The 21,631-nt window shown below is 43.6% G+C and carries 24 protein-coding genes and 3 pseudogenes; 16 read left to right on the top strand and 11 right to left on the bottom strand.

Annotation, left to right across the window (positions count from 1 at the left end):
* Positions 1-251 (top strand): HNH endonuclease (locus LC574_RS00865; protein WP_368736659.1); only part of this gene is annotated, 251 nt, incomplete at its 5' end.
* A 400-nt stretch (positions 252-651) separates the two neighbouring features.
* On the opposite strand, the gene LC574_RS00870 is transcribed toward LC574_RS00865, so the two are convergent.
* A complete protein-coding gene (locus LC574_RS00870; protein WP_229451063.1) occupies positions 652-999 on the bottom strand; it encodes a hypothetical protein in 348 nt (115 codons plus the stop codon).
* Positions 1,000-1,457: 458 nt separating this feature from the next.
* Positions 1,458-2,512, bottom strand: a protein-coding gene (locus LC574_RS00875; protein ID WP_229451064.1) for an IS630 family transposase whose coding sequence is annotated in 2 segments (ribosomal slippage) — positions 1,458-2,117 and positions 2,120-2,512 — 1,053 coding nt in all. Because the reading frame shifts where the segments join, the coding sequence is not laid out codon by codon here.
* 91 nt (positions 2,513-2,603) lie between these two features.
* Here LC574_RS00875 and LC574_RS00880 point away from each other — a divergent pair.
* The 7 genes and pseudogenes from LC574_RS00880 to LC574_RS00910 form a co-directional block, all read left to right on the top strand.
* Positions 2,604-3,908: pseudogene (locus tag LC574_RS00880) on the top strand (plasmid replication protein, CyRepA1 family); the annotation flags it as partial.
* 167 nt (positions 3,909-4,075) lie between these two features.
* Positions 4,076-4,642 carry a hypothetical protein gene (locus LC574_RS00885; RefSeq protein ID WP_229451065.1) on the top strand — a complete coding sequence of 189 codons (567 nt, stop codon included), beginning with the start codon at positions 4,076-4,078 and terminating at the stop codon, positions 4,640-4,642.
* A gap of 197 nt (positions 4,643-4,839) precedes the next feature.
* On the top strand, positions 4,840-5,688 hold the full coding sequence (locus LC574_RS00890) for a CmcJ/NvfI family oxidoreductase (protein WP_229451066.1): 849 nt from the start codon (positions 4,840-4,842) through the stop codon (positions 5,686-5,688).
* A 206-nt stretch (positions 5,689-5,894) separates the two neighbouring features.
* Positions 5,895-7,382, top strand: a complete 1,488-nt coding sequence (locus tag LC574_RS00895) for a GMC family oxidoreductase (protein ID WP_229451067.1) — start codon at positions 5,895-5,897, stop codon at positions 7,380-7,382.
* 259 nt (positions 7,383-7,641) lie between these two features.
* Complete coding sequence (locus LC574_RS00900) at positions 7,642-8,307, top strand: glutamate-cysteine ligase family protein (RefSeq protein ID WP_229451068.1); 666 nt, start codon at positions 7,642-7,644, stop codon at positions 8,305-8,307.
* A gap of 89 nt (positions 8,308-8,396) precedes the next feature.
* A complete protein-coding gene (locus LC574_RS00905; protein ID WP_229451069.1) occupies positions 8,397-8,591 on the top strand; it encodes a transposase in 195 nt (64 codons plus the stop codon).
* A gap of 17 nt (positions 8,592-8,608) precedes the next feature.
* Positions 8,609-9,781, top strand: coding sequence for an IS4 family transposase (locus LC574_RS00910; protein WP_229451070.1), 1,173 nt, complete (start codon positions 8,609-8,611; stop codon positions 9,779-9,781).
* Between the two features lie 9 nt (positions 9,782-9,790).
* Here the strand turns inward: LC574_RS00910 and LC574_RS00915 are convergent, their stop codons facing one another.
* Entirely contained in the window at positions 9,791-10,072 is a 282-nt protein-coding gene (locus LC574_RS00915; protein ID WP_229451071.1) for a hypothetical protein, read from the bottom strand.
* Positions 10,073-10,159: 87 nt separating this feature from the next.
* Between LC574_RS00915 and LC574_RS00920 the strand changes: the two genes are divergently transcribed.
* From LC574_RS00920 to LC574_RS00930, 3 genes are all read left to right on the top strand, one after another.
* Positions 10,160-10,609 (top strand): Rpn family recombination-promoting nuclease/putative transposase, encoded by a 450-nt coding sequence (locus LC574_RS00920; protein WP_229451072.1) that lies wholly within the window; start codon positions 10,160-10,162, stop codon positions 10,607-10,609.
* A 14-nt stretch (positions 10,610-10,623) separates the two neighbouring features.
* Entirely contained in the window at positions 10,624-11,007 is a 384-nt protein-coding gene (locus tag LC574_RS00925) for a hypothetical protein (protein WP_229451073.1), read from the top strand.
* A gap of 127 nt (positions 11,008-11,134) precedes the next feature.
* Positions 11,135-12,277, top strand: coding sequence for a C45 family peptidase (locus tag LC574_RS00930; protein WP_229451074.1), 1,143 nt, complete (start codon positions 11,135-11,137; stop codon positions 12,275-12,277).
* 337 nt (positions 12,278-12,614) lie between these two features.
* On the opposite strand, the gene LC574_RS00935 is transcribed toward LC574_RS00930, so the two are convergent.
* On the bottom strand, positions 12,615-13,778 hold the full coding sequence (locus LC574_RS00935) for an LLM class flavin-dependent oxidoreductase (RefSeq protein ID WP_229451075.1): 1,164 nt from the start codon (positions 13,776-13,778) through the stop codon (positions 12,615-12,617).
* A 353-nt stretch (positions 13,779-14,131) separates the two neighbouring features.
* On the opposite strand from LC574_RS00935, the gene LC574_RS00940 reads away from it, so the two are divergent.
* Positions 14,132-14,296 carry a hypothetical protein gene (locus LC574_RS00940; protein ID WP_229451076.1) on the top strand — a complete coding sequence of 55 codons (165 nt, stop codon included), beginning with the start codon at positions 14,132-14,134 and terminating at the stop codon, positions 14,294-14,296.
* Between the two features lie 58 nt (positions 14,297-14,354).
* Positions 14,355-14,723 (top strand): annotated as a pseudogene (locus tag LC574_RS00945) (DUF4336 domain-containing protein); the annotation flags it as partial.
* Positions 14,724-14,937: 214 nt separating this feature from the next.
* On the opposite strand, the gene LC574_RS00950 reads toward LC574_RS00945, so the two are convergent.
* The 4 genes from LC574_RS00950 to LC574_RS00965 form a co-directional block, all read right to left on the bottom strand.
* Positions 14,938-15,174: a VOC family protein gene (locus LC574_RS00950; protein WP_229451077.1), complete on the bottom strand. Its 237-nt coding sequence runs from the start codon at positions 15,172-15,174 to the stop codon at positions 14,938-14,940.
* Positions 15,152-15,649 carry an SRPBCC domain-containing protein gene (locus tag LC574_RS00955; RefSeq protein ID WP_229451078.1) on the bottom strand — a complete coding sequence of 166 codons (498 nt, stop codon included), beginning with the start codon at positions 15,647-15,649 and terminating at the stop codon, positions 15,152-15,154. The genes LC574_RS00950 and LC574_RS00955 overlap by 23 nt, the downstream gene beginning before the upstream one ends.
* Positions 15,642-15,983 (bottom strand): helix-turn-helix transcriptional regulator, encoded by a 342-nt coding sequence (locus tag LC574_RS00960; RefSeq protein WP_229451079.1) that lies wholly within the window; start codon positions 15,981-15,983, stop codon positions 15,642-15,644. Before LC574_RS00960 ends, LC574_RS00955 begins: the two co-directional genes overlap by 8 nt.
* Positions 15,984-16,250: 267 nt before the next feature.
* The gene (locus LC574_RS00965) at positions 16,251-16,766 is read right to left on the bottom strand and encodes a DUF1579 domain-containing protein (protein WP_229451080.1); all 516 of its coding nucleotides are present in this window, start codon (positions 16,764-16,766) and stop codon (positions 16,251-16,253) included.
* 514 nt (positions 16,767-17,280) lie between these two features.
* On the opposite strand from LC574_RS00965, the gene LC574_RS00970 reads away from it, so the two are divergent.
* The 3 genes from LC574_RS00970 (at position 17,281) to LC574_RS00980 (ending at position 19,251) form a co-directional block, all read left to right on the top strand.
* On the top strand, positions 17,281-17,982 hold the full coding sequence (locus LC574_RS00970) for an SDR family NAD(P)-dependent oxidoreductase (protein WP_229451081.1): 702 nt from the start codon (positions 17,281-17,283) through the stop codon (positions 17,980-17,982).
* 164 nt (positions 17,983-18,146) lie between these two features.
* Positions 18,147-18,305, top strand: a complete 159-nt coding sequence (locus LC574_RS00975) for a hypothetical protein (protein WP_229451085.1) — start codon at positions 18,147-18,149, stop codon at positions 18,303-18,305.
* 19 nt (positions 18,306-18,324) lie between these two features.
* On the top strand, positions 18,325-19,251 hold the full coding sequence (locus LC574_RS00980) for a macrolide 2'-phosphotransferase (protein ID WP_229451082.1): 927 nt from the start codon (positions 18,325-18,327) through the stop codon (positions 19,249-19,251).
* 186 nt (positions 19,252-19,437) lie between these two features.
* On the opposite strand, the gene LC574_RS00985 is transcribed toward LC574_RS00980, so the two are convergent.
* The 3 genes and pseudogenes from LC574_RS00985 to LC574_RS00995 all read right to left on the bottom strand — a co-directional run.
* On the bottom strand, positions 19,438-19,689 hold the full coding sequence (locus tag LC574_RS00985; protein ID WP_229451083.1) for a hypothetical protein: 252 nt from the start codon (positions 19,687-19,689) through the stop codon (positions 19,438-19,440).
* An 89-nt stretch (positions 19,690-19,778) separates the two neighbouring features.
* Entirely contained in the window at positions 19,779-20,729 is a 951-nt protein-coding gene (locus LC574_RS00990; protein WP_229451084.1) for an RpoD/SigA family RNA polymerase sigma factor, read from the bottom strand.
* Positions 20,730-20,836: 107 nt separating this feature from the next.
* Positions 20,837-21,631 (bottom strand): annotated as a pseudogene (locus LC574_RS00995) (ATP-binding domain-containing protein); the annotation flags it as partial.

Raw genomic sequence — 21,631 nt, forward strand, 5'->3', positions numbered from 1 at the left:
ATGGCGACTTTGTTTATTGGTCTAAACGCGAGAATGCTAACTACGATGGTATAACGGCACGACTTCTCAAGAAACAGAATCACAAATGTACAGACTGTAATCTATCGTTCATTTCAGGTGATATTGCGGAATTACACCACATTGACGGCAACCATGATAATTGGAAACCGTTAAATTTGGAAGTCCTGCACCGAGAATGTCACCAACATCAGACCATTCATGGTCGGGTGAGAGTCCGAACAGCGGGATAGACCCGACTTATTAGGTGTCAGACTAGGAGCCGGATGCAGTCAAAGCTGCACGTCCGCGTTCTGAAGGAGAGGTGTCTCCTGGTAACAGGAGCATCGACTCTAATTAAAAGAGAGGTGCGGAGCATAATAGCTCCCATCGACTCTACCAATTATATTTCAAACACCGCTATCAGGGCTTTAATTATCCCATCGGCAGTTTAACTGAGTACTATAAGTTTAATACTCAGGATGTGAAAATCGTGCTGTGCGACCTGCAACAAATGCAACCTAAAATACTATCTCAAGATGAAATAGGTATTCTTGAGGAGAATACTAGCTTGATTCAAGTTGCTGTGTAACGTTTATATCACATCAGTGCAAGATACTTACTGCCTAGTAAGCCAAAATACCTTTTGTATTGCTATCCCTCTAAATACTCTGCCACTGCTGCCAAATCTTCCATTGCCCGATTCAGGCGATTTAGCATAGTTTCGGCTACTTCTGGTTGAGCGCTGATGGTTTCTAGTTTTTCCCGAATATGACGGTCTAGGGCTTCTATCCACAATGACAATTGTGTGTGGTTAACTGCTGTGAGTAGTCCCATATTTCTCAACACAGCTAAATGAAACCCAAGTTGGTTTTGTCCACCATAGCCCAGGTATCCGTCCCAGAGTTCCAACTTTTCTGGAGTAAATTCTTCATACTGCTCAAATGTAATTCCTGCTCTTTCTAGTTCGGGTTGTGGCAGTGGAGGTTGAGAGTTAGTCATAGTAATGTTTGCAATAACTGATATCCCCCTTACTTACTACTTTAAATTCACGAGTGCATCTATATTAGGGTACAAGTCGTGCGATGGCATATCCGCCGAGAGCAACGCGCTTACTCCATCCCACCTTATTTTTTAGCGATGGACTGATACCCGCTTACCTGGGTCTTGCTTTCTTACCCAAACCAAAAATTTCTGCATTTGCGGTTCATTTTTGAGCTTGTCTAAAGTGTTGAGTTGAAGGGACAGCAGCTTATTATCGAATAAAGCATGAATCTGTCGATGGCAGGCAGAACAAATATTTGCTGTTGGGCCTGGGTCCTGTTTTTTGCGTTTGGTATTTTGTCTGTCCAGACGGATGAGCGAAGAAAAAAAGCGATCGCCTACCTGTTCAGTATTGCTGTTATCTCTCTATCGGCTAAGTAAGTCGGCGGGAAAATTTATAAGTATGTAACAAAAACTTAACCAGAGCGGTTAGAGTTAAATTTAATACGTTGTGTCCTATAATTTCCTCTTTCTCCTCTAGCTTGAACACCATCAATTACTGCGTAAGCAAGAGCCAACTCATCATCAAACATTCGTCCTGCTAGTTCATCCTTTTTGAGGTGTTGCCACTCCAATTCAATTGGGTTCATTTCGGAACAATATTTGGGCAGAAAGAAGATGTATAAACCCATGTGTTCCCACTTTGACCACATCTGTTGGACTTCTTGGCATCGATGTATTGGGCCATTGTCTTGCACGATTACCCTTATACGTCCTAGTTCAGCGGCTTCACCGGCTTCTTGCTCCATCATCTGGATATAAGACTTGCGATTAACCCCCCCAATCACCAAACCGTAAACAAAACTGATTAGAGGTTGAAAAAACCCAATAATGCTTAATCTTCGACCCCGACGCTTCGTCTGTTCTAAGCGTTTTTGCTCACCTCGTTGGTAATAGCTGTAACTTGGCTCACTCCATGCACAAAACCCTGATTCATCCAAATACTTGAGGTCTATTTCTCCGGTAGCAGCAAATAATTCCAACATATCTAAGTCTGCTTGCTTGTGATCCCGTACTACAGGGTCTTGTTTTCCTTTATGGCTCTTCCTGACTCGCTTCCAAATGACCCCCTTTTTTTAAGCACCCGCCTTAACCTGTCGGGACTTAATTTAATAGAGCGATCGCTTTCTAATTTTTGAGCTAATTGAACACTGTTGTATGTACGTGGTTCTTTTTTGAGACATTCTTCCAGAAAAACTATGTCCTCTTCCTTATATTTCGATTTTCCCCCTCGACCTGACAACTCCCAAAGGCTCTCTAGACCAAGCTTTTGCCATTTATGTAAAACCTCTCTTACTGTTTGAGGAGTCCAATTAAAATGGGCAGCTATTTTTTCGACGTACCAGCCATGTGCATTTAGCCTAACGACCTCTGCTCGGTCTTTAACTTTCTGTGGTACATCCGCAGTTCTTAGGTTTAACAGGGTTTTTTCATGTTCACGAGTTAAGAATACCCTTATACGAGCACCCATATCTTACTTACCTCAATAGATACATTCTCCGTATTTATTTATCTTTACATAGTTTGGTTTTTCCACGCCGTTCTACTTATCTGTTCTCAAAAACCTCAAGCAACTGGTACAGAATGTTTTAGGCAGTAGTCAAGGAAAGATTTATCTATCAAGCGCTGATGTGACAGATACTGATGTGAAGTATGTTTTATCACTCGCTGGAGAATATCGGGTTAACCCGTTCGTCATCGTCAACAACTATCGCCACGTAGCTGGCAACTGTTACAACTATTCTGGCAACAACCCGAAGAATTTGATTGCTGCACTCGACAAAGCGATTTCTAAAGGTGGGCATCATTTACTATGCTGCTCTGCTCAGAAAGCAAAGTCCAAATGGGGAACCCAGGCACTTGAGGAACGGTTTCGTCGCAAATTCCCACACCTGCGGATTCTGCGAATTGACAGCGAATCTGTTGCTGATCCATCTCATGCAGCTTTCGGTTGTATCGCTCACTTGAACGAAATTCTTACCCAGTATGATTTAGTTATTGCATCTTCAAGTTTAGAAACTGGGGTCAGCATCGACATTCGAGGACATTTTGATTGTGTTTGGGGGATTTTTCAGGGAGTGCAACCGATTAACTCTGTGCGGCAGATGCTGGCGAGATTACGGGAGACTGTTGACCGTCACATTTGGGTGAGAGAGTGGGGGATGTCGGTTGTAGGGAATGGCTCCACATCCATCGGAGGATTGTTGAGAAGCCAACACGTTGCCACACAAGCGAACATTGCGCTGTTGTCGGCGGCGGATAATGACGATTACAGCTTTGTTGACCAGAACTTCCAGCCAGAGTCATTGCAGACTTGGGGCAAGCGTGGTTCTGTGATTAACGTAGAGATGCGGCGCTATAGAGAATCTGTGCTTGCGGGTTTGGTCGAGGATGGGTACACCGTTATCGATGCCGACGATGCTGATGATGAAAGCGGGGCTGTTATCGAGTCGGTTAAAGCGGCAAGTGAGCAATTGTATACTGCTGAGTGTGAAGCGATCGCAACGGCTCTTGAACTTTCTCAAACTGAACTGAAGAAACTGCAAGACAAACGTGCCAAAACGAAAACCGAACGCCATCAGCAGCGCAAGGCCGAATTGTCTCGTCGCTACGAAATTGACGTAACCCCTGAGTTGGTCGAGAAAGATGACGACGGCTGGTATCCTCAACTGCGGATGCACTACTATTTGACGCTGGGGCGGGAGTTTTTGACAAACCGTGATGCGAAACGGGCAGCAGCGCAATTAGAAGCTGGGGAAAATTCGATTTGGAAACCAGATTTTAACAAGGGGCAGTTATTACCTGCTGTGTTGTTACAAAGAAAGGCAGAGGGCAGAGGGCAGAGGGCAGAAGTAAAGAAGTATTAATAAAAACTTTAGTTCTGGGTATAAAGCCCAGTTTAAAAGAAGAATTGTATCAAGACGCGTAGCGCAAGATACAAAGCGTCCTTGCTTCAATCCCACGTTTTTAAACGTGGGTTCCTTCTGCCTTCTGCCTCCTGCCTTCTGCCTTCTGAATCGAAAACCTGAATCTATTGCAGTTTCTTACACCAGACGTTCAGTTACGTGGAAGTGATGAGAAGATGCAGGAATTTAAGACACTGGCTGTTGTGCATCGGCACGTTATCAAGAATTACCTGAATGTTAGTATCTCGGAAAAACTGACTCCTGTGGCGATCGCTCAGAAATTACTTGCGAAGATTGATTTGAAACTCGATTATGTCGGTCGGTTGGGGTCGAGGGAAAACAGGGAGTGCGTTTATCGGTTTGTTTCACCCGATGATCAGCGTGATTTGATTTTTGAGCGGTGGTTAAATCGAGATGAATTATTTCAAAGTGAGTTGGTGTCAGTCAGGAATAATATAGAGTTACAAACACAAGCTATTGACACGAAATCCTTTGACATTCCCCAAACATTTACCCAAGTGGAAGATCCTGAACTCCTTGGATGGGAGGGGTTACGCCTGAAACTGCGGCAAGGACTGGACAGCGTTGGCAAGTTCTACCAACAGCTAGTCTCCCAAGTTGGCGAGGCTGTTGGGATTGCTGACAGTGAGCCTTACACAGAACGCATATTTGAACCAGTGGCAGGTTTGGGTTAACAATGAATAGCGGGTGTAGGTCTGTGGTATGCGATTGGCTGGTCAGTGTTTAGCACTAAGCAATTAGTGGGGTATTCCAACTATTCAAAACAGCAGAATTCACTGTTAGAATACGGCCAGTCCGCTCACTTAAACAGGACACACGGCTTATAATTACTCAAATTTAAGTATTTAACTATATTGAAAAAGGATGCTTTATGAGCCTAGACAGTAGTTTTTTACTTGACCTGCCGCACGTTGAGGCATTCCTTACTTACTTTACGCCAATGGCAGAAAAACCTGTTATCTATGCCTATGAACGGCCACCAGGGATTCCACCATCCAACCGGAAGTTCGAGACACACTTGATGCCAGTCCATAACATACGGGCCGTTTCACAAGACATATCTTTAGATCGAGAAGGCTTTAGACAAGTTGTACAACATAGTAATGTCCGCAATTTCTATGACGAAGATGAGATTCTTCGTGTCTATTATCCTGAAGCCGAGCAACTCTTGAAAGAGGTAACAGGTGCCCAAAAGGTGGTAATATTCGATCACACTATCCGTAACGCTCAACGCTCTTCATCCGGTGAAATCGGGATCAGTGAGCCGATCAAGCGTGTACATAACGACTTTACAGCCAAATCTGGCTATACTCGCGCACGCAAAGAGTTGACAGCACGGGGGGTAGATAACATTGATCAATTGCTACAGCAAAGGTTTGCTTTGATTAACTTTTGGCGAGCGATCGCCCCAGTTTATGAGTCACCATTAGCAGTGTGCGACGCTCAAAGTATCGCACCAACAGACCTAGTAGCTAGTGACCTCGTGTACCGCGATTATGTTGGTGAAAGCTACTTAATAACCTATAACCCAACACATCAATGGTTCTACTTCCCCCAAATGCAACCCTGGGAGGCACTATTGTTTAAGTGCTTTGACTCAGCCATTGACGGACGGGCGAGGTTTCCTGCTCATACTGGGTTTGATGACCCAACAAGCCCATTAGATGCCCCAGCTAGAGAAAGTATTGAATTGCGGACGCTGGTTTTCTATCCTACATAAGAATGATGACAGCTGGTATCCCAAACGGAGGATGCATTATTATCTGACGCTGAGGCGAACGTATTTTGCTAATCATGACGTTAAACGAGCTCTCGTCTGTCAGGCTGCAACATTTAATGTGCAATTATCTTAACCTCTCACGGATAGGCTATTTTCCATAAGTGGGGTAGCATTGCTTGAAACTTTAAGTCAAAAGTGGGAGCAAAATGACAAAAATCGCTCATTATGACTACATTGTTATTGGTGCGGGTTCTGCTGGGAGCATAGTGGCCTCAAAACTCGCTGCAAGTGACGAGAGTGTAAGTATTCTCCTACTCGAAGCTGGAGGAACTCCAGATAATGAAAAGATGTGGACACCAAGCAACTGGTTTGAGGTTTTGCAGAAATGTCCAGAAATTGAGTGGGGTTATCAGTCAGTACCACAACCAAATTTAAACAATCGCGTCATTAAGCTAGCGCAAGCAAAAGTTTTAGGTGGGTGTGCGCTGCATAATGCTATGGTCTACGTGCGGGGTAGCCGCTCTGACTTTGATGCGTGGGGCAAGGTAGCACCTGGTTGGTCATGGAATGATGTTTTGCCACACTTTCAGAACGTAGAGCAGATCATGAAAGTCTTGACCGGGGAAGCTTCAGAGTTCATCAACGATTTGTTTACTGCTGCTGCACAATACGGCTTGCCTCATAATCCCAACTACAATACCAGCGAAAGTCAATATGGATACGCTCTGTTTCAATTTAACGTAACGGGAGTATTCAATCTGATTCGAGAAACTACATACAGCACTTTCCAGCCAGAACAATATCACAATGTAACCGTACACCCAATGGCTTTTGTAACCCGAATCTTATTCGAGGATACCAGAGCGATTGGTGTTGAATATGTCAAAGAGCGTCAACAACACCTTGCTTATATACACAATGAAATTATTCTGAGTGCAGGTGCGATTGCAAGTCCAAAAATCTTGATGCTCTCAGGTATCGGTGACGAAAACGAATTAGCAAAATTTGATATTTCTGTAGTTGCAAATGTTCCAGAAGTCGGTCAAAATTTATATGACGATCTTTTTGTTAGTGTCGGATTTTCTATTCCCCAAAATAAAGATGTGCCATTCTATGACTATGGTTTAGCCCCAGCTGTCATCTTTGCTTCTACAGAAAATAGTAGTTCAGTTATTGATATAGAATCCTCAGTAGGCGTTGGAACACTCAAAGGTTTCCCTGGCCCAGAACGTTCTTTTTGGTTGTGGCCAAACATTATGCACCTGAAGAGTAGAGGAACTGTTACCCTGCGCTCAAGCAATCCTAATGATACTCCTATGATTGATCCAGGTTATCTGACGGCACTTGGAGATATCCAGATGTGTAAAACGGCACTTCAGTTAGGCATCGACATTGGCAATCAACTCGGCTTGAGCCAATGGCGGTTAAAACAAATTGCTCCAGAAACCGGTGCAGATTTGGAGACTTACATCAGAGAAACAGCCGATACAACACACCACTATTGCCGGACTTGCAGGATGGGGACTGATCGAGATTCCGTAGTGGACACAGAACTTAGGGTGCGCGGTATATCAGGACTCCGTGTCATTGATTCTTCCGTGTTTCCTCTGTCAATCACCGCCAATACCGCAGCTGCAACCATGATGATTGCTGATAAAGGAGTTGACATTATCATTCGCTCGTTACAATGTTGAGTATTTTGTTGGTCGGCATTGGTATTTACCGACTATTGGTCGGCAAAAACTTAATTATGATTCTCAATAATCAACTACTAAATTCCAATTCGACCTAGAATCAAGCTCAAAATCAACATCTGGGGTTAAGTTACCGCCATTAGTAGAGCCTCTCTTCTTTCTTCAGGTCTAGATTGTTGAGGGATAGCTCCCAATCGCTCAAAGTCCCGGACTTTGAGTAAACTAAGACTGTGGCGAGATTACCCTTGTGGAGGTCTAGATGGCGATAGTCAAGCGTCGTATCGGTCTGGAGCAAGAATTTTTTCTGGTAGATGAAGCTGGTAGCTTGAGCGATCGCGCCGATGAGTTTTTAAAGAGTTGTCAATTCATTGCTCAAGCACAAGGTTTAAACCCAAATTACTTTGTGGCAGAGTTCGTTAAAAGCATGGTAGAAATTAACACACCTCCTGCCGACACTGCCAAGGAACTAGCTAAAGTTTACCTCAAGAATCTCAAATTGGCGATCTCTGTAGCGCAACAGATGGGTTTACGCCTTTACCCTCTGTCTAGCTATCCTTTGCCTACTATGCCAGTTATGCGAGATCACCCTAATTACCATATCCAAGCGCGGACTGTCGGCATTTCAAAATTTTTGCACGCCGGAAAATGTACAGGTACACACTTACATTTGGAAGTCCCGCCTGGGGTAATTGACCCTCGTGTTGCAGTATCCTACAACTCAACATCAATTGAGCGAGAAGAACTATTAAATATCTATAATTTAGCTACAGCTTGCGACTGTGCACTTATTTCTCTGACGCGGGCGTGTCCCTTTTATGAAGGACAGGCGTTAGGACTAGCCGCACATACAATTCGTTATCGAGGTAGCGAAACCTTCGGTTGGGAGGGAGTTTATACTAATTTACAACCTGACTTTTCCCGTTAAGTCTCGAAAAGCAGACTCACAAAGGATTTAGGGAACAGCCCCGCATATACGGTAGAGTAATGAAAATGGTGTACTAAAGGTAACAAACAATGTTGGACTGGTGGGAGAAAAATTTTGCAACCTGTGAACTGGGCGATCGCCGATTGAATGAGCGTGCGATGTCAATTGGCTATGCTCTTAGTCTTGGATTTGGCAAAGCACTGTCGGAAATCTTCAACAGTGGAACCGTACTCAAGAGAGCTTATGAGTTTTTGCTAACCCAAAAGTGGAATTTTCAAAGCTAATACAACCGCACTGTCAGATGACGGCGGAAACTGTTGCAGAATGCGACATAGTACTGTGTGTCGGAGACACGACTTTTTTTGATTATGGCAGTATTGAGGCTAAAAAAGAAGGTTATGGGCCAATAGGTAAGGGTGGTAACGGTTTAATCTTACACAGCGCTTTAGCTATAGAACCTATGAATGGTCAATCCATAGGTCTGTTGTGGCAAAAACTCTGGAATCGAGAGCCAAAGCCAAAATCACCAAAAGATGAAACCCCGACACAGAAGAAAAAACGACAAGCAGCAGCCCGAAAGAAAGCCCGAAACCGTCCCTTTGAACAAAAAGAATCTTACAGGTGGGTAGAAGCACTCACCACTGTAGAAAACCTTGTAAGTAAACACACACGAGTGGTTCATGCTTTCGACCGAGAAGGTGATATCACAGAAGTTTTCGAGCAAGTTCGTCAACTTCAACACACGGGAGTTCTGGTTCGCGCGGCTCATAACCGCAGTTTAGATTCTAATAGTGAGCGTCTCTGGTCAAAACTGGAAAACCAACCTATTAGTCTGTCACAGGAAATCGAATTACCTCAGACTAGTAAGCGTTCTGCCCGGAAAGCAAAGCTGGCTGTACGATTTTGTCCTGTAAATCTCCGTACCCCCTACCGTTTTGATAACCGTGACCCTCTACTCGTATATGCTGTTTATGCGACGGAAATTGATTGCCCAGAGGGCGAAACGCCTGTAGAGTGGATGTTGCTAACAACCGAAGTTGTCGCAGATATCGAGATGGCTTTTACAATTTTACGTTGGTATTCTTACCGTTGGCATGTAGAAGAATATCACAAAATTTTCAAATCAGGTTGCCAGGTAGAACGATACAGACTTGCTGCTGATGGGATGAAAGCTTTAGTCGGGTTCTTGAGTGTAATTGCTGTGGAACTGTTGCAATTGACTTATCGACATCGTACCCAACCTTTAGCCCCAGCAATTGAAATTCTTAATCCCCTACAACTCCGCATTTTGTCAGCAAAATCGCTTAAACCACCCAAAGTCTTAACTGTTAGCTGGGCTGTTGAAGCGATCGCTCGTCTTGGAGGCTATCTTGAGCATCGACATAAAACTTCTATTGGTATCCAAGTACTGTGGAGGGGTTGGTTAAAATTGCATGACCTGTGTGAGGGTTGGCTGCTTGCGAGACAGACTTAACGGGAAAAGTCAGGAAAAGAATGGATCATCTTCATAGGTAGTATCTGATAGAAAAACTGTTACAGAATTCTTATCCGCACTCCAAATACAACGTATTATAGTAATATTAGGATGATGTGATTTATCTACAGGTAATAATATTGAGCATTCTTCCACTGACAAAAATTCTGGTTCTTCATATCTTAAAACCGATTCCCAACTTTCTGGGCCTTCATGTTTCTCAATAATTCTATCCCACCTAACTGACTTGATTTTTTCTAGAGTTTCTGTCGATATTTCGGAAATTTTCATAGTTGTTACTGTAGATTCAATTAATAGCCGAAAATCATGCCTAGTTCTATATAATCATTATTATAATCCGAGGGAAAGACAAAAAACATGATTGACCACGATCGTCTTTTCAAAGAATTACTATCTACGTTTTTTGTTGAGTTTCTTGATTTATTCCTGCCTCAAGTAGTCAGCCAAATAGACCGCGATTCTATCCAATTTTTACCTCAAGAAGTCTTTACTGATGTCACTTCTGGCGAAAAGAAGGAAATTGATTTACTGGCTCAATGCCGCTTCGAGCAGCAAGATACTTGTTTTTTAATTCACGTTGAAAATCAGTCCTATACTGAGACAGCCAATGCCTTGCGGATGTTTAAGTATTTTGCACGTCTGCATGAAAAATATGATTTAGCGATTTACCCAGTTGTAGTTTTTTCGTTTGACGAACCCAAACGCGCCGAACCTCAAAATTATCGGGTCATATTTGGCGACTTCAAGGTGGTGGAATTTCAGTTTGCAGCAATTCAGTTGAATCGTTTAAGGAGCGAGATTTTTTAACACAGTCAAATCCGGTGGCAGCAGCATTAATGTCGAAGATGAATATTCGCCGTGAGGAACGTCCGCAGGTGAAAGCAGAATGTTTGCGGCTGCTGGCGACGTTAAAGTTAGACCCAGCACGGATGCAATTGATTTCAGGGTTTATTGATACGTATTTGAGGCTCGACAATACTGAGAAACAGGTGTTTCAAGCGGCAATCAGTACAATGGGATTAGATGAACAGGAGGAAATTATGGAGATTGTAACCAGTTGGCAACAGTCAGGCGCTCAAAAAACGAGAGAAGAGATTGCATTAAACTTACTGCGCGAGGGTCTAGCTATTGAAGTAATCATACGGGTAACAGGTTTAACAGTGGAGCAAGTGCAGCAGTTACGAGTAAGGGATTGTCAGAAATAATGACATTTGCACTCATGGTTTTGTTGGAGTTGCGGATCAATATGGGTGAACAATCGATTTGATCTAGATATTTCTAATGTAGCGATCGCAGCGTAATTTAGCTTGGTCAGAATGCCAAAATAAGAGTATGGAAAGAGATATTGTTACTAAAACTAACCAATTATTTGAGCTACCAACTGGTGAACAATTACATCTGGTACCACCGATTTTGGTTGAGAATAACAAGCCTCATCTAGAAGCAAAGTTACCATTAGTTCGGCTTTCTGGTTCGCCAGAAGCAATCGGTGCAGCACATGGAAGTTTACTACGCTCGCGCATCGAAAAAGCGATCGCTGTTTACAGATTTAAACTTTTTCCTGACTGGAGTGACTCGGCACTCAAAGCGACTTCCTTAGCATTTTTTCAACGTATTCAAGATTTTTCACTTCCTTACGCTATTGAGTTAAAAGCAATAGCATCACACTCAGGGCGAGAACTCTGGGAAATAGCTATGCTAATTTCTCGGACGGAAATACTCCGTTCGACTGCGCCAAATGAATGTACCGCTGTTTACTTCAAACAAGGAATTTTAGGTCAAAATTGGGACTGGGTAGCAGATTTTGAAAATTTAGCAGTCATATTTGACATTACTAGAGAAGATGGTCATCGTTTTCTCGCAATGGGAGAGCCGGGTTTCGTCAAAATTGGCTGCAACACATCAGGTATTGGGGTTTGCCTGAACATTCTCAAGTGTGATGCACATACAGGCGGAATTCCTGTGCATGTTCTGCTGCGAAGAGTACTAGATTCCACTGACATTAAAGAAGCATATCAGGCGATCGCAAAAGCTGAGCGAGCAACAATGAGTAACATTCTGATTGCCAACGAGGCGGGAGAGTATAAGAATTTAGAACTAGCTGGCTCAAGTCTGTTTGATTTGAGCCAAGATGAGGTAGAAGTCAACAATATTGTGGTGCATACAAATGGATATCTCACTCATGAACTAGAAACAATTCCAAATCCTGATGAAACCGCAAGTTCAGCAGTTCGACTTTCAACAGCAAAAACTTTAGTTTTAAATTCTCGTACTCAAGACGAAGCTGAAATGTTAGCGATTCTGCTCAACCAACAAGGAGCATTACCAATATGTCGTAGATCTGAGCAAAATCCGTTAAATAATATTAGTTATGGAACTGTTGCCACACTTGTGATGAATCTAAAAAAGAAAATATTCATCTTTTCTCAAGGTAATCCTCTAGAAAAAACATTCTCCTTTATTTCACTCACTTAGAAAGATACTTTTTTTGGTAATTTCTACTTAATATCAAGTTTGCATGGTTATTTATACTAGCGCGGAAAAACTTACTAGAGAAGAGTGGAAATCCTGTAATCTTGACCTTGTAGCGAAACAGTGGTGTAGAAACTTGGCAAGAAAAAGTCTAAAACCAGAGGCAACATTGTTTGAAGTACTTGATTGTGTGCAAAAAAACCCGTTATCACTTGCTCCGAAAGGTTTACAAAAATAAAATTGCTCTCTGCTCTGAAAATTGCCGAAAACTTATTTTTACTGTGCCAGCCCGAATCAAAATCGCGTTTGGGATAATCTCGTCATATCTGCCATATCTACCCTACCGCAGTACTGCCGTGGTCAAGGGAGTCACAGGCTCGGATGCAGGTGTACGTCCCTGAACCATTGATAATTTGACCGTTGATAGGTATGGCAAAACATGATTTCCAAACAGTTCGCACTCTTCAATCAGAGGATAACCTGACAAGATGAACGCCCTGATTCCCATATCCATATAACGATTTATCTTCCAAAGAATTTGCTCTGGTGTACCAACCAATGCTGCCCCACAGCCAGATCGCGCCCGACCAATACCACCCCACAATAGAGGCTCTAAGTAATCCGATGTGGATTTTGCCCGGATCTCATCTTGGCGTAGAACACCCAAAGATTTGTGGTCTTGTGTACGTTCTTTAAGGTTGAAGCCAGCTGGATCAAATTTTGACATCATACTCTGTGCCCAGGCACGGGCTTCTTCTTGGGTTGAGCGCACAATAACATGAACACGGAAACCAAAGTCAATCTGACGACCATATTTGGCTGCTCTAAAACTCATGTCCTGCATGGTTGCGTAAATGCTTTCTTCTGGTTCCGGCCACATCAGGTACACATCGCAATATTTGGCACACACTTCTTTTGAACCCTCTGAAATGCCACCAAAATATAGCAGTGGTCCGCCATTTTGCTGATAGGGCTTCACTGGGTCTGTGGTATTAAGTTTGACCTGATAGATTTCACCTTCAAAATCAATACTTTCCTTAGTCCAGGCTTGTTTAAGGATTTCAATAGTTTCGCAGCATCGTTTGTAACGCAGTTCGGGATTTTCTATTACACCAGGCAGATTGGAATTAATAATATTGATAGTCAATCGACCTTTGAGAATATGATCCAGGGTAGCGATATGACGCGCCAACATGGTCGGGAAAATTTCGCCTGTCCGCAAAGCCGTCAGCATATTGATGCTCTCGGTTTGCGGGCCCATAGCAGAGGCAAACGGAATCACTTCCTGCCCAACCAGGTATGAGGTCGGCAGCAGTATATTACCAAAGCCCATTCGCTCGGCGGTCAGCATGATGTTTCGGCAGTGCTCATAGTTGCTCCGGCGTTTTTCGTCTAGTACACCTAAATATTGTGTATCGCCCCCACAAAGGTCGTCAAACCAGGCAATTTCAGCGTTTCGTAATCGTGTTCGGATCGCAACAGATTTTAGAGGTTCGGTGAGCATTGGTTTGTGATTTTCATCTCAATCGTAAGTTCAACTTATCGTGTTTCATAGCCTTCTTGGGTATCCACTAAGGTATGGAAAAGTTCTACCGCCCATAATATACCGAGCTTGTACCGAAAATCCTTTTTCTTCTTTGCTCTTCTCAGGAGCTTGAAAGTCTTCCTCTACAAGGATGAAAGGGGCTGAAGCTGAAAATGCACCTTGAGCTAGACAGCGCTGGCTCCTTCTACAGTGGGTTAGTCTCCATAATAGGCTCGGCTGTCGGCGTTGCTGATGGTGAGCCTTACTGGAACGCATACCTGGGGCAGTAGCAGGTTTGGGTTAACAATGGATAGCGGGTGTAGGTCTATGGTGTGCTTCGGGAAAGTGGTGGTGTAAGTTCGCCAATGAATACAAAACAACTTTATCCAGCAGGGTCAATGAATCAAAAAGAAGTATTAGTAGTTCGCTTTCGTGACTCCTTCGTTCTTGACCCAGACGGACATAATATTGAAGCAGTCTGTCATTACCCTGAATAATGGAACAACGATGATATCACCTGGATCTAAGTCGAATGTAGAACTACAAGACCAAGGGATGTATTCTTTGAGCCACCCAAAAGATTGGTCATGGCCATTCTGGCCTGCTGTCCCACTTTACCCTTACGGCAGGCGGCGGACACTTCGCAAGGAAATAGTTTTTGACACTATCTGGACTTTTGAGCAGCTTCACGGCATTCTCTACACCATCGTGCTGATTCGTATGACTGTCGTCAAACTCGCTGCCGGAGGTCTTCTGGTCTATGCACCCGTTGCTCCAACAACTGAGTGTGCCCGCTTGGTTAATGAATTGGTAGCAAAGCACGGTGAAGTTAAGTACATCATGCTGCCAACCAGTTCTGGTCTGGAGCATAAAGTCTTCGTTGGCCCTTTTTCTCGCCGCTTTCCTGAAGCACAAGTCTTTGTTTAATTCTCAGTTACATAGCTAGATTCTCAATAAAAACAGGTATTTCGCTGCGATCGCACTATTAAACAGGTCATTTATACCCCTAATTTTTAGCACCTCACAAAATCGCGTTGCTCCCCCTGGTTATATCTGCGCCCGATTGGGTGCAATGGATGGCTTAAATTACTCAAGCTATAGAATAGTTGACTGTGTTAATTCCTCAAACATCGCATTTTCAACCTCGCTTTATTGCGCTTGGCTCCATGTAAATAATTTCCCAAATATGACGGTTTAAGTCAGCAAACCCATGTCCGTACATAAAACTGTGGTCTTGTGGTTCATTGTAGGTTGCTCCATCGGCGGCAAGTGCAGGGAGCAACCATCGCATCAACTTTTTCTCGGCTTGATGAAGATAAACATACAAGCACTTCATGCCTAGTAAGAGAAACTCAAGCTTTCGCCAAAAACTCATCTAGGCAGTCAAAAGTGGAGTTCCACCCTTCGATCACACCCATCTGTTCATGCTTACGCCGATCCTCAATAGACTCATGCATAATCTGGAGTGTGAGTTTAGTTTTGCTATCTAAATCCTCGAAAATGGCTGTTACAACCATTCCCTTTGGTAAATCAGCATTTACAACTTTTTCAAAGCCTTCATCAAATTCATCACTGGTAACAATCCTCTCAAAGGGTACGATTTCGCGAAAAACACCTTTGGCCGGGTACTCCCTGCCGTCTTGGCCAGTCATCACGTAGCGCCATTTCCCACCGAAACGCAGATCCATCTCAATCACACGGGTTGTGAAACCTTTTGGCCCCCACCACTGCGTTATGTGTTTGGGGTCAGTCCATGCTTGGAACACAAGGGAGCGCGGCGCTTTCAAGATGCGAGTAATGACGAGCTCACGTTGGGATTGAGCATCAATGGAATCATTTTTGTTACTCATCTTGTTCCTCCTGGGTTTGTAATTCTTGCAGGTAATCATCAAGCCTAGAGAGCCTCTGTTCCCATAATTGGCGATATTGCTCAATCCAATCCGCCGCTTCTTTGAGCGGCTGTGCTTGAATCTGGCATGGTCGCCATTGAGCTTCGCGACCCCGCACAATCAGTCCGGCACGCTCTAGTACCTTGAGATGTTTGGAGATTGCAGGAAGACTCATCTTAAAAGGCTTGGCTAACTCACTCACCGATGCCTCACCCTTGGCGAGGTGAACCAGAATTGCACGCCGTGTAGGATCGGCTAGGGCAGCGAAGGTAAGGCTCAGTTGCTCGTTAGACATTTTTGTTTAACCTAATGGTTAATTAACTACTAGGTTAAATGTACTATTGAAAAATGTCAAGCTCCCACTTAGGTCCTTACCAGTAATAAAATGCCCAGCCCCTGCGGGCAGGCGTGCAGTCGCTCATGAGGGAAACCCCCTTTCTGCGCGCTGCTGAACCGTATCAATAATATTTTTGGCAAAACCGAGGTATTGAGGCGCTTTCGCCTTCAAGGCGAAAGCGACGGCTCATAGCATTTTATTTCTTGGATCTCCCCTAGCATTCTGTTACTGCTTCCGTCGAGAGTTTACAGTCATAAACTGATGCCACTGCCCATCATCACCCAGCACATAGGATGTCATCACTCGATGATTATCACTCTTGAACTCGATTACATCTCTGTAACTTGCCATCTTCTCATCGCCCGTCATTGAGGGACCGTCAGAATTAAGCGTTAGCATGTTTTCAGCCGCGTCCAATTCACCCTCGTACAACCATAGATAAGTCATCATTGACCCAACCCAGGTGCCTACATAGCGTTGCTTCTGCGGGTCATATCCCAGCGTTATTATCATTGTTGCCGCACCACCGCAGGGCATTTCGCCCTGTCCTTCACCTACAACCCAAAATCCACCAATTGATCGCACACTTTCCGTTCCTGTTGCTCTTTCAGGCGGTTGATCTGGACTCATCATTGCCTCTGTTTCATAAGTCCACTCACCGACGAGTTTCTGTAGCCACTGATGTTCCTTTTGTGGCTCAGTATTCATTGTTGGCTCCTGTTGTGTTTTGATTGTCTCCATTGCTTTAGCTCCTTTTGATGAATCATTGAGGAATGTAATTAGCGCGAAGCCCAACTCTGTAGGCGAAGCCGCCCCAAAGGGCTAGGAACCGCGTAAAATGATGAAAAATCAAGACTTTAGTAGTACATAAATACTATTATGGCTCAACTGATTGAGGGGAAATACCGAATTGATCGACCAACATGCCAAAGCCGACAGACCAGAAGGTTTGGCTCATGGCATTTTCTTCCAGGTAAATCAGCAGTACATATTTCATTGAATTGCCTCTGTTGTTTCCCTTTGTAATCAAGTCGAACGACAATTGCTCAAATCGACACCTTTGCCAAAAATTTTTTTATCATTTAGATACAATCGAGCAATACCTGTATTCTTTCCTTTCGTGAGTAAGTCGAACGGCAATTTGAAATCGACACCTCTGGTAAAATTTTTTCCGGCGTCAGCTATGACCTCAAACGCACAATCAGATGTAACAATCGCGCTCGCCTCCATTTATCGCGCCGAGTGAGAACATAACATGGAATCCACACAAGACAAATGGGCATTAGTCACAGGTGGGAACCGAGGGATTGGGTTTGCCATCGCTCAAGGTCTACTAGCAAAAGGCTATTCGATAATTATTACTTCGCATTCGCTTGATAACGCAAAACTTGCGGCCCAGAAGCTTCAACCAAAGGTAATCCCTGTCGAATTAGATGTCACTAATGATCGCTCTATCAATGAAGCAGTAAAAACCCTGCACCAAAAGATTGATCGGTTAGACGTTTTGATCAATAATGCTGGCGTCTATCCAGACAATCATGTAAATATTCTTACCATTGACCGTGAGTTACTTGATTCCACAATGAATACCAATGCCTTTGGCGCAATTCGGATGGTACAGGCATTTTTACCCCTGTTGGAAAAATCCCCCGATGCCAGAGTTGTTAACGTTTCAAGCGGATATGGAGCATTAGAAGACTTGTCTTACGATGTCCCAAGTTACTGCCTATCAAAGCTGGCATTAAATGGCGCAACAATTATGCTGGCACAAGCTCTACAATCTTTTGGGATTGTTGTCAATTCCATTTGTCCGGGGTGGGTCAGAACAGATATGGGTGGTTCATCAGCACCGCGCACACCAGAACAAGGAGCCGACACTGCAATTTGGCTGGCTACTGATGCTCCACGCAATGTAAGCGGCAAGTTTTTACGAGATCGTAAAGTAATTTCTTTTTAGATGTTACTTGTCGTTATAGTTTTTTTACCTTGAAAAAAGCATAAATCTTCTATAGCTCGAATGTGCAGTTTCCCAGTTTGGAGCAAATAATCTCTATTGCCTTGCCCTTGAAAAAACAATTGTGTGTTCGTTCTCTTCTGAGTCGCTATTTTGGAGTAAATAATATGGCAAGATTCAGTCGGACTTGGTGGGGCGATCGCTTTATTCAAGCACTAGAAGCTTTTACTGATGATAACCGACTCAAAAGAGGACGTTCTTATGCTAGCGTAGGCAGAAAGTTTCCTTTTAAACAGTTGTTGTGCAGCAGTATTCAGCATTCTTGATGCGTAGTGGTAAGAAGACATGATTAAAAAGACAAAATCAAAGCAGGAAGTGCTTGAACTAGCCCACAAGCATAATTTGACTATCCAAGAAGACTCACTGCAATTTAATGAATCGGGTCTTGATTTTCAAGTTGTGTTAGCAAGGGACACTGATGGAGAACGCTGGATTTTGCGTCTTCCTCGGCGGGAGGATGTTCTACCGTCGGTGGATAAGGAAAAACGCACGCTGGAACTGATTGCCCCTCTTCTCAATGTGGAAGTGCCACAATGGACTATTTGCACAGATGAACTCATTGCTTACCGGGCATTAAACGGTGTGCCAACAGGCACAATTGACTCAGAAGCAAAAGCTTATGTGTGGGAAATTGATCCAGCAAATCCACCTGATCAGTTTCATAAATCGCTAGCTAAGGGGATTGCCTCTCTTCATCAAGTTAGCATTGAGGAAGCACGCGCAATTGGTCTTCCCATTGAAACCGCTGAAGAAGCACGTGCGGCGATGAAACAGAAGATGGATGCAGTGAAGAATGAGTTTGGTGTTGGTGAAGAGTTGTGGAACCGTTGGCAATCTTGGCTCCAAAAGGATGAGGTTTGGACGAAAGAAACAGTGTTAACTCATGGTGATTTACACGCTGGGCATATTTTGATTGATGCCCAAGTACAAGTAACTGGCTTCATTGACTGGACTGAGGCAGCCGTCACTGACCCAGCCCGTGATTTTGTCGCCCATTACCGCACTTTTGGTGAAGACGCTCTGAATAAGCTGATATCAGCATACGCCGAGGCAGGTGGACGTATTTGGTCGAAGATGGCAGAACAAGTGATTGAACTGGCTGCTTCTTATCCCATAGCCATCGCGGAATTTGCGCTGAAGTCAGACTTGGATGAATATAAACAGATGGCTAGACAATCACTTGGCGTAAGTACTAACAATATTTTTAGGTAATCGCCGTTACCTTTGAACAAAATGAACGTTTATGGCGGTTAGATCGCCAAGCATCAAAATAGAACACTGAAACGACTTTCTTAGCTGGTAAGCCTGTAGACTAGGTATTGTTGGCATTTCCAGTATTAAATAGGGAAAAATGTAACCAATTGGAGCGCCTGCGTGGAATCGGAGCAAATAATATGTCTAATCTACAATACCTTTGCCACTCTTGTAGTTCATCGCTCTGGGTTTCCTCTTGCCTATAGGGACTACTTTCGATTGCTTGGGAGGTTGAGGAGGACGGCATGTTTCACAGTAGAGCGGTCGGACACCAAAGGTTTCTCGTTGTGTGGGTTGTTCGCACTGCTTACACACAAAGTTGAAAACGCGAGTATGAATTTCCCGCTTGTGCGCTCTAACGGTGTACTCTCGGACATCGATTGTTTTGCTGGGCATTGATTACCTATTGTGGTCTTACTTCTAAAATATAGTTTTTCACATTAGTTCTGCAAGATCCGTGCATCATCTAATTGAAGTAATTCTACTTAATCAAATAAATACTCTTGAATGTCATTTTGATGATGGCGGAGAATACTTATAGCTTTGACCTGGATTTGACGAATGCGCTCTCGACTGAGGTTTAACTGTTGGCCAATCTGAGCGAGATTGAAATGCTGATCATTCTCCAGTCCAAAACTTAAAGTCAACACTTGACGTTGAATAGGTGTCAGTGGTGCTAAGAATTTAGCCACGTCTTGGGATAAAAGTTCTTGGGTGAGGAGTTTTTCTGGTGAAACACCAACGTCTGCTAAAATTTCGCCCAATTCTGTCTCTTTCTCTTCTCCCACTTGTTTATTTAAAGAAATGGCTGTACGAGAGGCAGTGAGATATTCTCGAAGCTTATCTGTGCTGAGGTTTAATGATTTTGCGATTTCTTCAGCAGTGGCATGACGACCGAGTTTTTGAAAGCTTTCTCGCTGCACTTTTTTAATTTTATTAAGTATTTCAGTGAGATGAACAGGTAATCTAATAGTGCGGGATTGTTCTGCTATAGCGCGTGTGATTTCCTGACGAATCCACCAGTAAGCGTAGGTCGATAGCTTATAGCCCCGATTGGGATCAAATTTTTCTATACCCTTTTGTAAACCGATTGCTCCTTCTTGGATCAAGTCTAAGAATTCCAAATTGCGGTTCTGGTATTTCTTGGCAACAGAAACTACCAGTCGGAGGTTAGCTGTCACCATTTTTTGTTTAGCTTTTTGACCAAGGTGTAGTGCTGCTCGGACTTGTGCTTCGGTTTTTTCAACAGCATTGGCTAATTCCCTCAAAGTTGGTTCACGGTCTAGCTGTTGAGTGAGTTCATTTTTAGATTGCTCAATGGCAATCATTTGTTGTACAAGTCTTGCATAAGCAATTTCTTCGTCTGGCTTCAATAAAGGATACTGACCAATTTCCTGCAAATAGATGCGAACCATGTCTGAACTGAGGCTGGACATATAAACTCAATACTTTTTTTAACCGGGGGATTTAAAAGTATAAATCAAATAATTCGATAAACTTTTTTATTTTTAATAGTCAAAATTCATCACCAATAGATTACATCTCACCAATGCAGCCCTGCCTGAAGTAACCTCTGCTGTAACCGTGTGTAGCGCTTTTGGTCATCGGTAGAGCGCACCGTTAGAGATATCGCTTTTTTAGCTCCAACCACGAGTGCTAACTTCTTGGCACGAGTTATACCAGTGTAAAACAGGTTTCGGGTCAACATCATATAGTGCTGCATATAGATTGGCAGAATTACCACTGGATATTCTGACCCCTGGCTTTTATGAATAGTCACGCTTCAGGCTAAAGTAATTTCGTTGAGATCAGCATAGTCGTAAATTACAGTACGCTCTCCATACTGCACAATTACTTCTTGTTCAAGAGTATCAATGCTCTTGATAATTCCCAAGTCACCGTTGAAGACTTCACGGTTGTAGTCGTTGGTTAACTGGATAATCCGATCACCCTCGCGTAACAAATTCCCACCTCTGTTAATCTCAACCTTGTCGGGGGCGGGTGGATTAATCAACTGCTGCAACACGGTATTAAGATTGCGAGTCCCGACTACTCCCTGTGTCATCGGGCAAAGCACTTGGACATCAGTGGCAGGATTAAAACCTAAGCCAGGGAGCAAGTCTGTAATCAACTCGCAGATTGCTTGTACTCCATGTTCAGGCTGATGACCGCCGCCGTGCCACAGACAATCAGATTGAGGTGTGTCAGAAATCGGTTCAATCGTGGGATACTGCCCTCAGTTAATCTGATGAGCAGCAGTGATAATTGCACTTGTTTGAGCTTGGCGAAATACCTGGGTCAACCGCACCACCGGAACTCGCCCAGAATTGATTAGGTC

The sequence above is a fragment of the Nostoc sp. CHAB 5715 genome (genome assembly GCF_020829685.1).
Taxonomy (GTDB): domain Bacteria; phylum Cyanobacteriota; class Cyanobacteriia; order Cyanobacteriales; family Nostocaceae; genus Nostoc.

Coding starts and splice junctions, on each gene's coding strand:
- LC574_RS00930 (WP_229451074.1), top strand. CDS start 11,135: ATGGAAAGAGATATTGTTACTAAAACTAACCAATTATTTGAGCTACCA.
- LC574_RS00890 (WP_229451066.1), top strand. CDS start 4,840: ATGAGCCTAGACAGTAGTTTTTTACTTGACCTGCCGCACGTTGAGGCA.
- LC574_RS00935 (WP_229451075.1), bottom strand. CDS start 13,778: ATGCTCACCGAACCTCTAAAATCTGTTGCGATCCGAACACGATTACGA.
- LC574_RS00900 (WP_229451068.1), top strand. CDS start 7,642: ATGGCGATAGTCAAGCGTCGTATCGGTCTGGAGCAAGAATTTTTTCTG.
- LC574_RS00985 (WP_229451083.1), bottom strand. CDS start 19,689: ATGCCCAGCAAAACAATCGATGTCCGAGAGTACACCGTTAGAGCGCAC.
- LC574_RS00960 (WP_229451079.1), bottom strand. CDS start 15,983: ATGTCTAACGAGCAACTGAGCCTTACCTTCGCTGCCCTAGCCGATCCT.
- LC574_RS00980 (WP_229451082.1), top strand. CDS start 18,325: ATGATTAAAAAGACAAAATCAAAGCAGGAAGTGCTTGAACTAGCCCAC.
- LC574_RS00970 (WP_229451081.1), top strand. CDS start 17,281: ATGGAATCCACACAAGACAAATGGGCATTAGTCACAGGTGGGAACCGA.
- LC574_RS00975 (WP_229451085.1), top strand. CDS start 18,147: ATGGCAAGATTCAGTCGGACTTGGTGGGGCGATCGCTTTATTCAAGCA.
- LC574_RS00990 (WP_229451084.1), bottom strand. CDS start 20,729: ATGTCCAGCCTCAGTTCAGACATGGTTCGCATCTATTTGCAGGAAATT.
- LC574_RS00910 (WP_229451070.1), top strand. CDS start 8,609: ATGACGGCGGAAACTGTTGCAGAATGCGACATAGTACTGTGTGTCGGA.
- LC574_RS00920 (WP_229451072.1), top strand. CDS start 10,160: ATGATTGACCACGATCGTCTTTTCAAAGAATTACTATCTACGTTTTTT.
- LC574_RS00955 (WP_229451078.1), bottom strand. CDS start 15,649: ATGAGTAACAAAAATGATTCCATTGATGCTCAATCCCAACGTGAGCTC.
- LC574_RS00905 (WP_229451069.1), top strand. CDS start 8,397: ATGTTGGACTGGTGGGAGAAAAATTTTGCAACCTGTGAACTGGGCGAT.
- LC574_RS00895 (WP_229451067.1), top strand. CDS start 5,895: ATGACAAAAATCGCTCATTATGACTACATTGTTATTGGTGCGGGTTCT.
- LC574_RS00870 (WP_229451063.1), bottom strand. CDS start 999: ATGACTAACTCTCAACCTCCACTGCCACAACCCGAACTAGAAAGAGCA.
- LC574_RS00915 (WP_229451071.1), bottom strand. CDS start 10,072: ATGAAAATTTCCGAAATATCGACAGAAACTCTAGAAAAAATCAAGTCA.
- LC574_RS00965 (WP_229451080.1), bottom strand. CDS start 16,766: ATGGAGACAATCAAAACACAACAGGAGCCAACAATGAATACTGAGCCA.
- LC574_RS00950 (WP_229451077.1), bottom strand. CDS start 15,174: ATGAGTTTTTGGCGAAAGCTTGAGTTTCTCTTACTAGGCATGAAGTGC.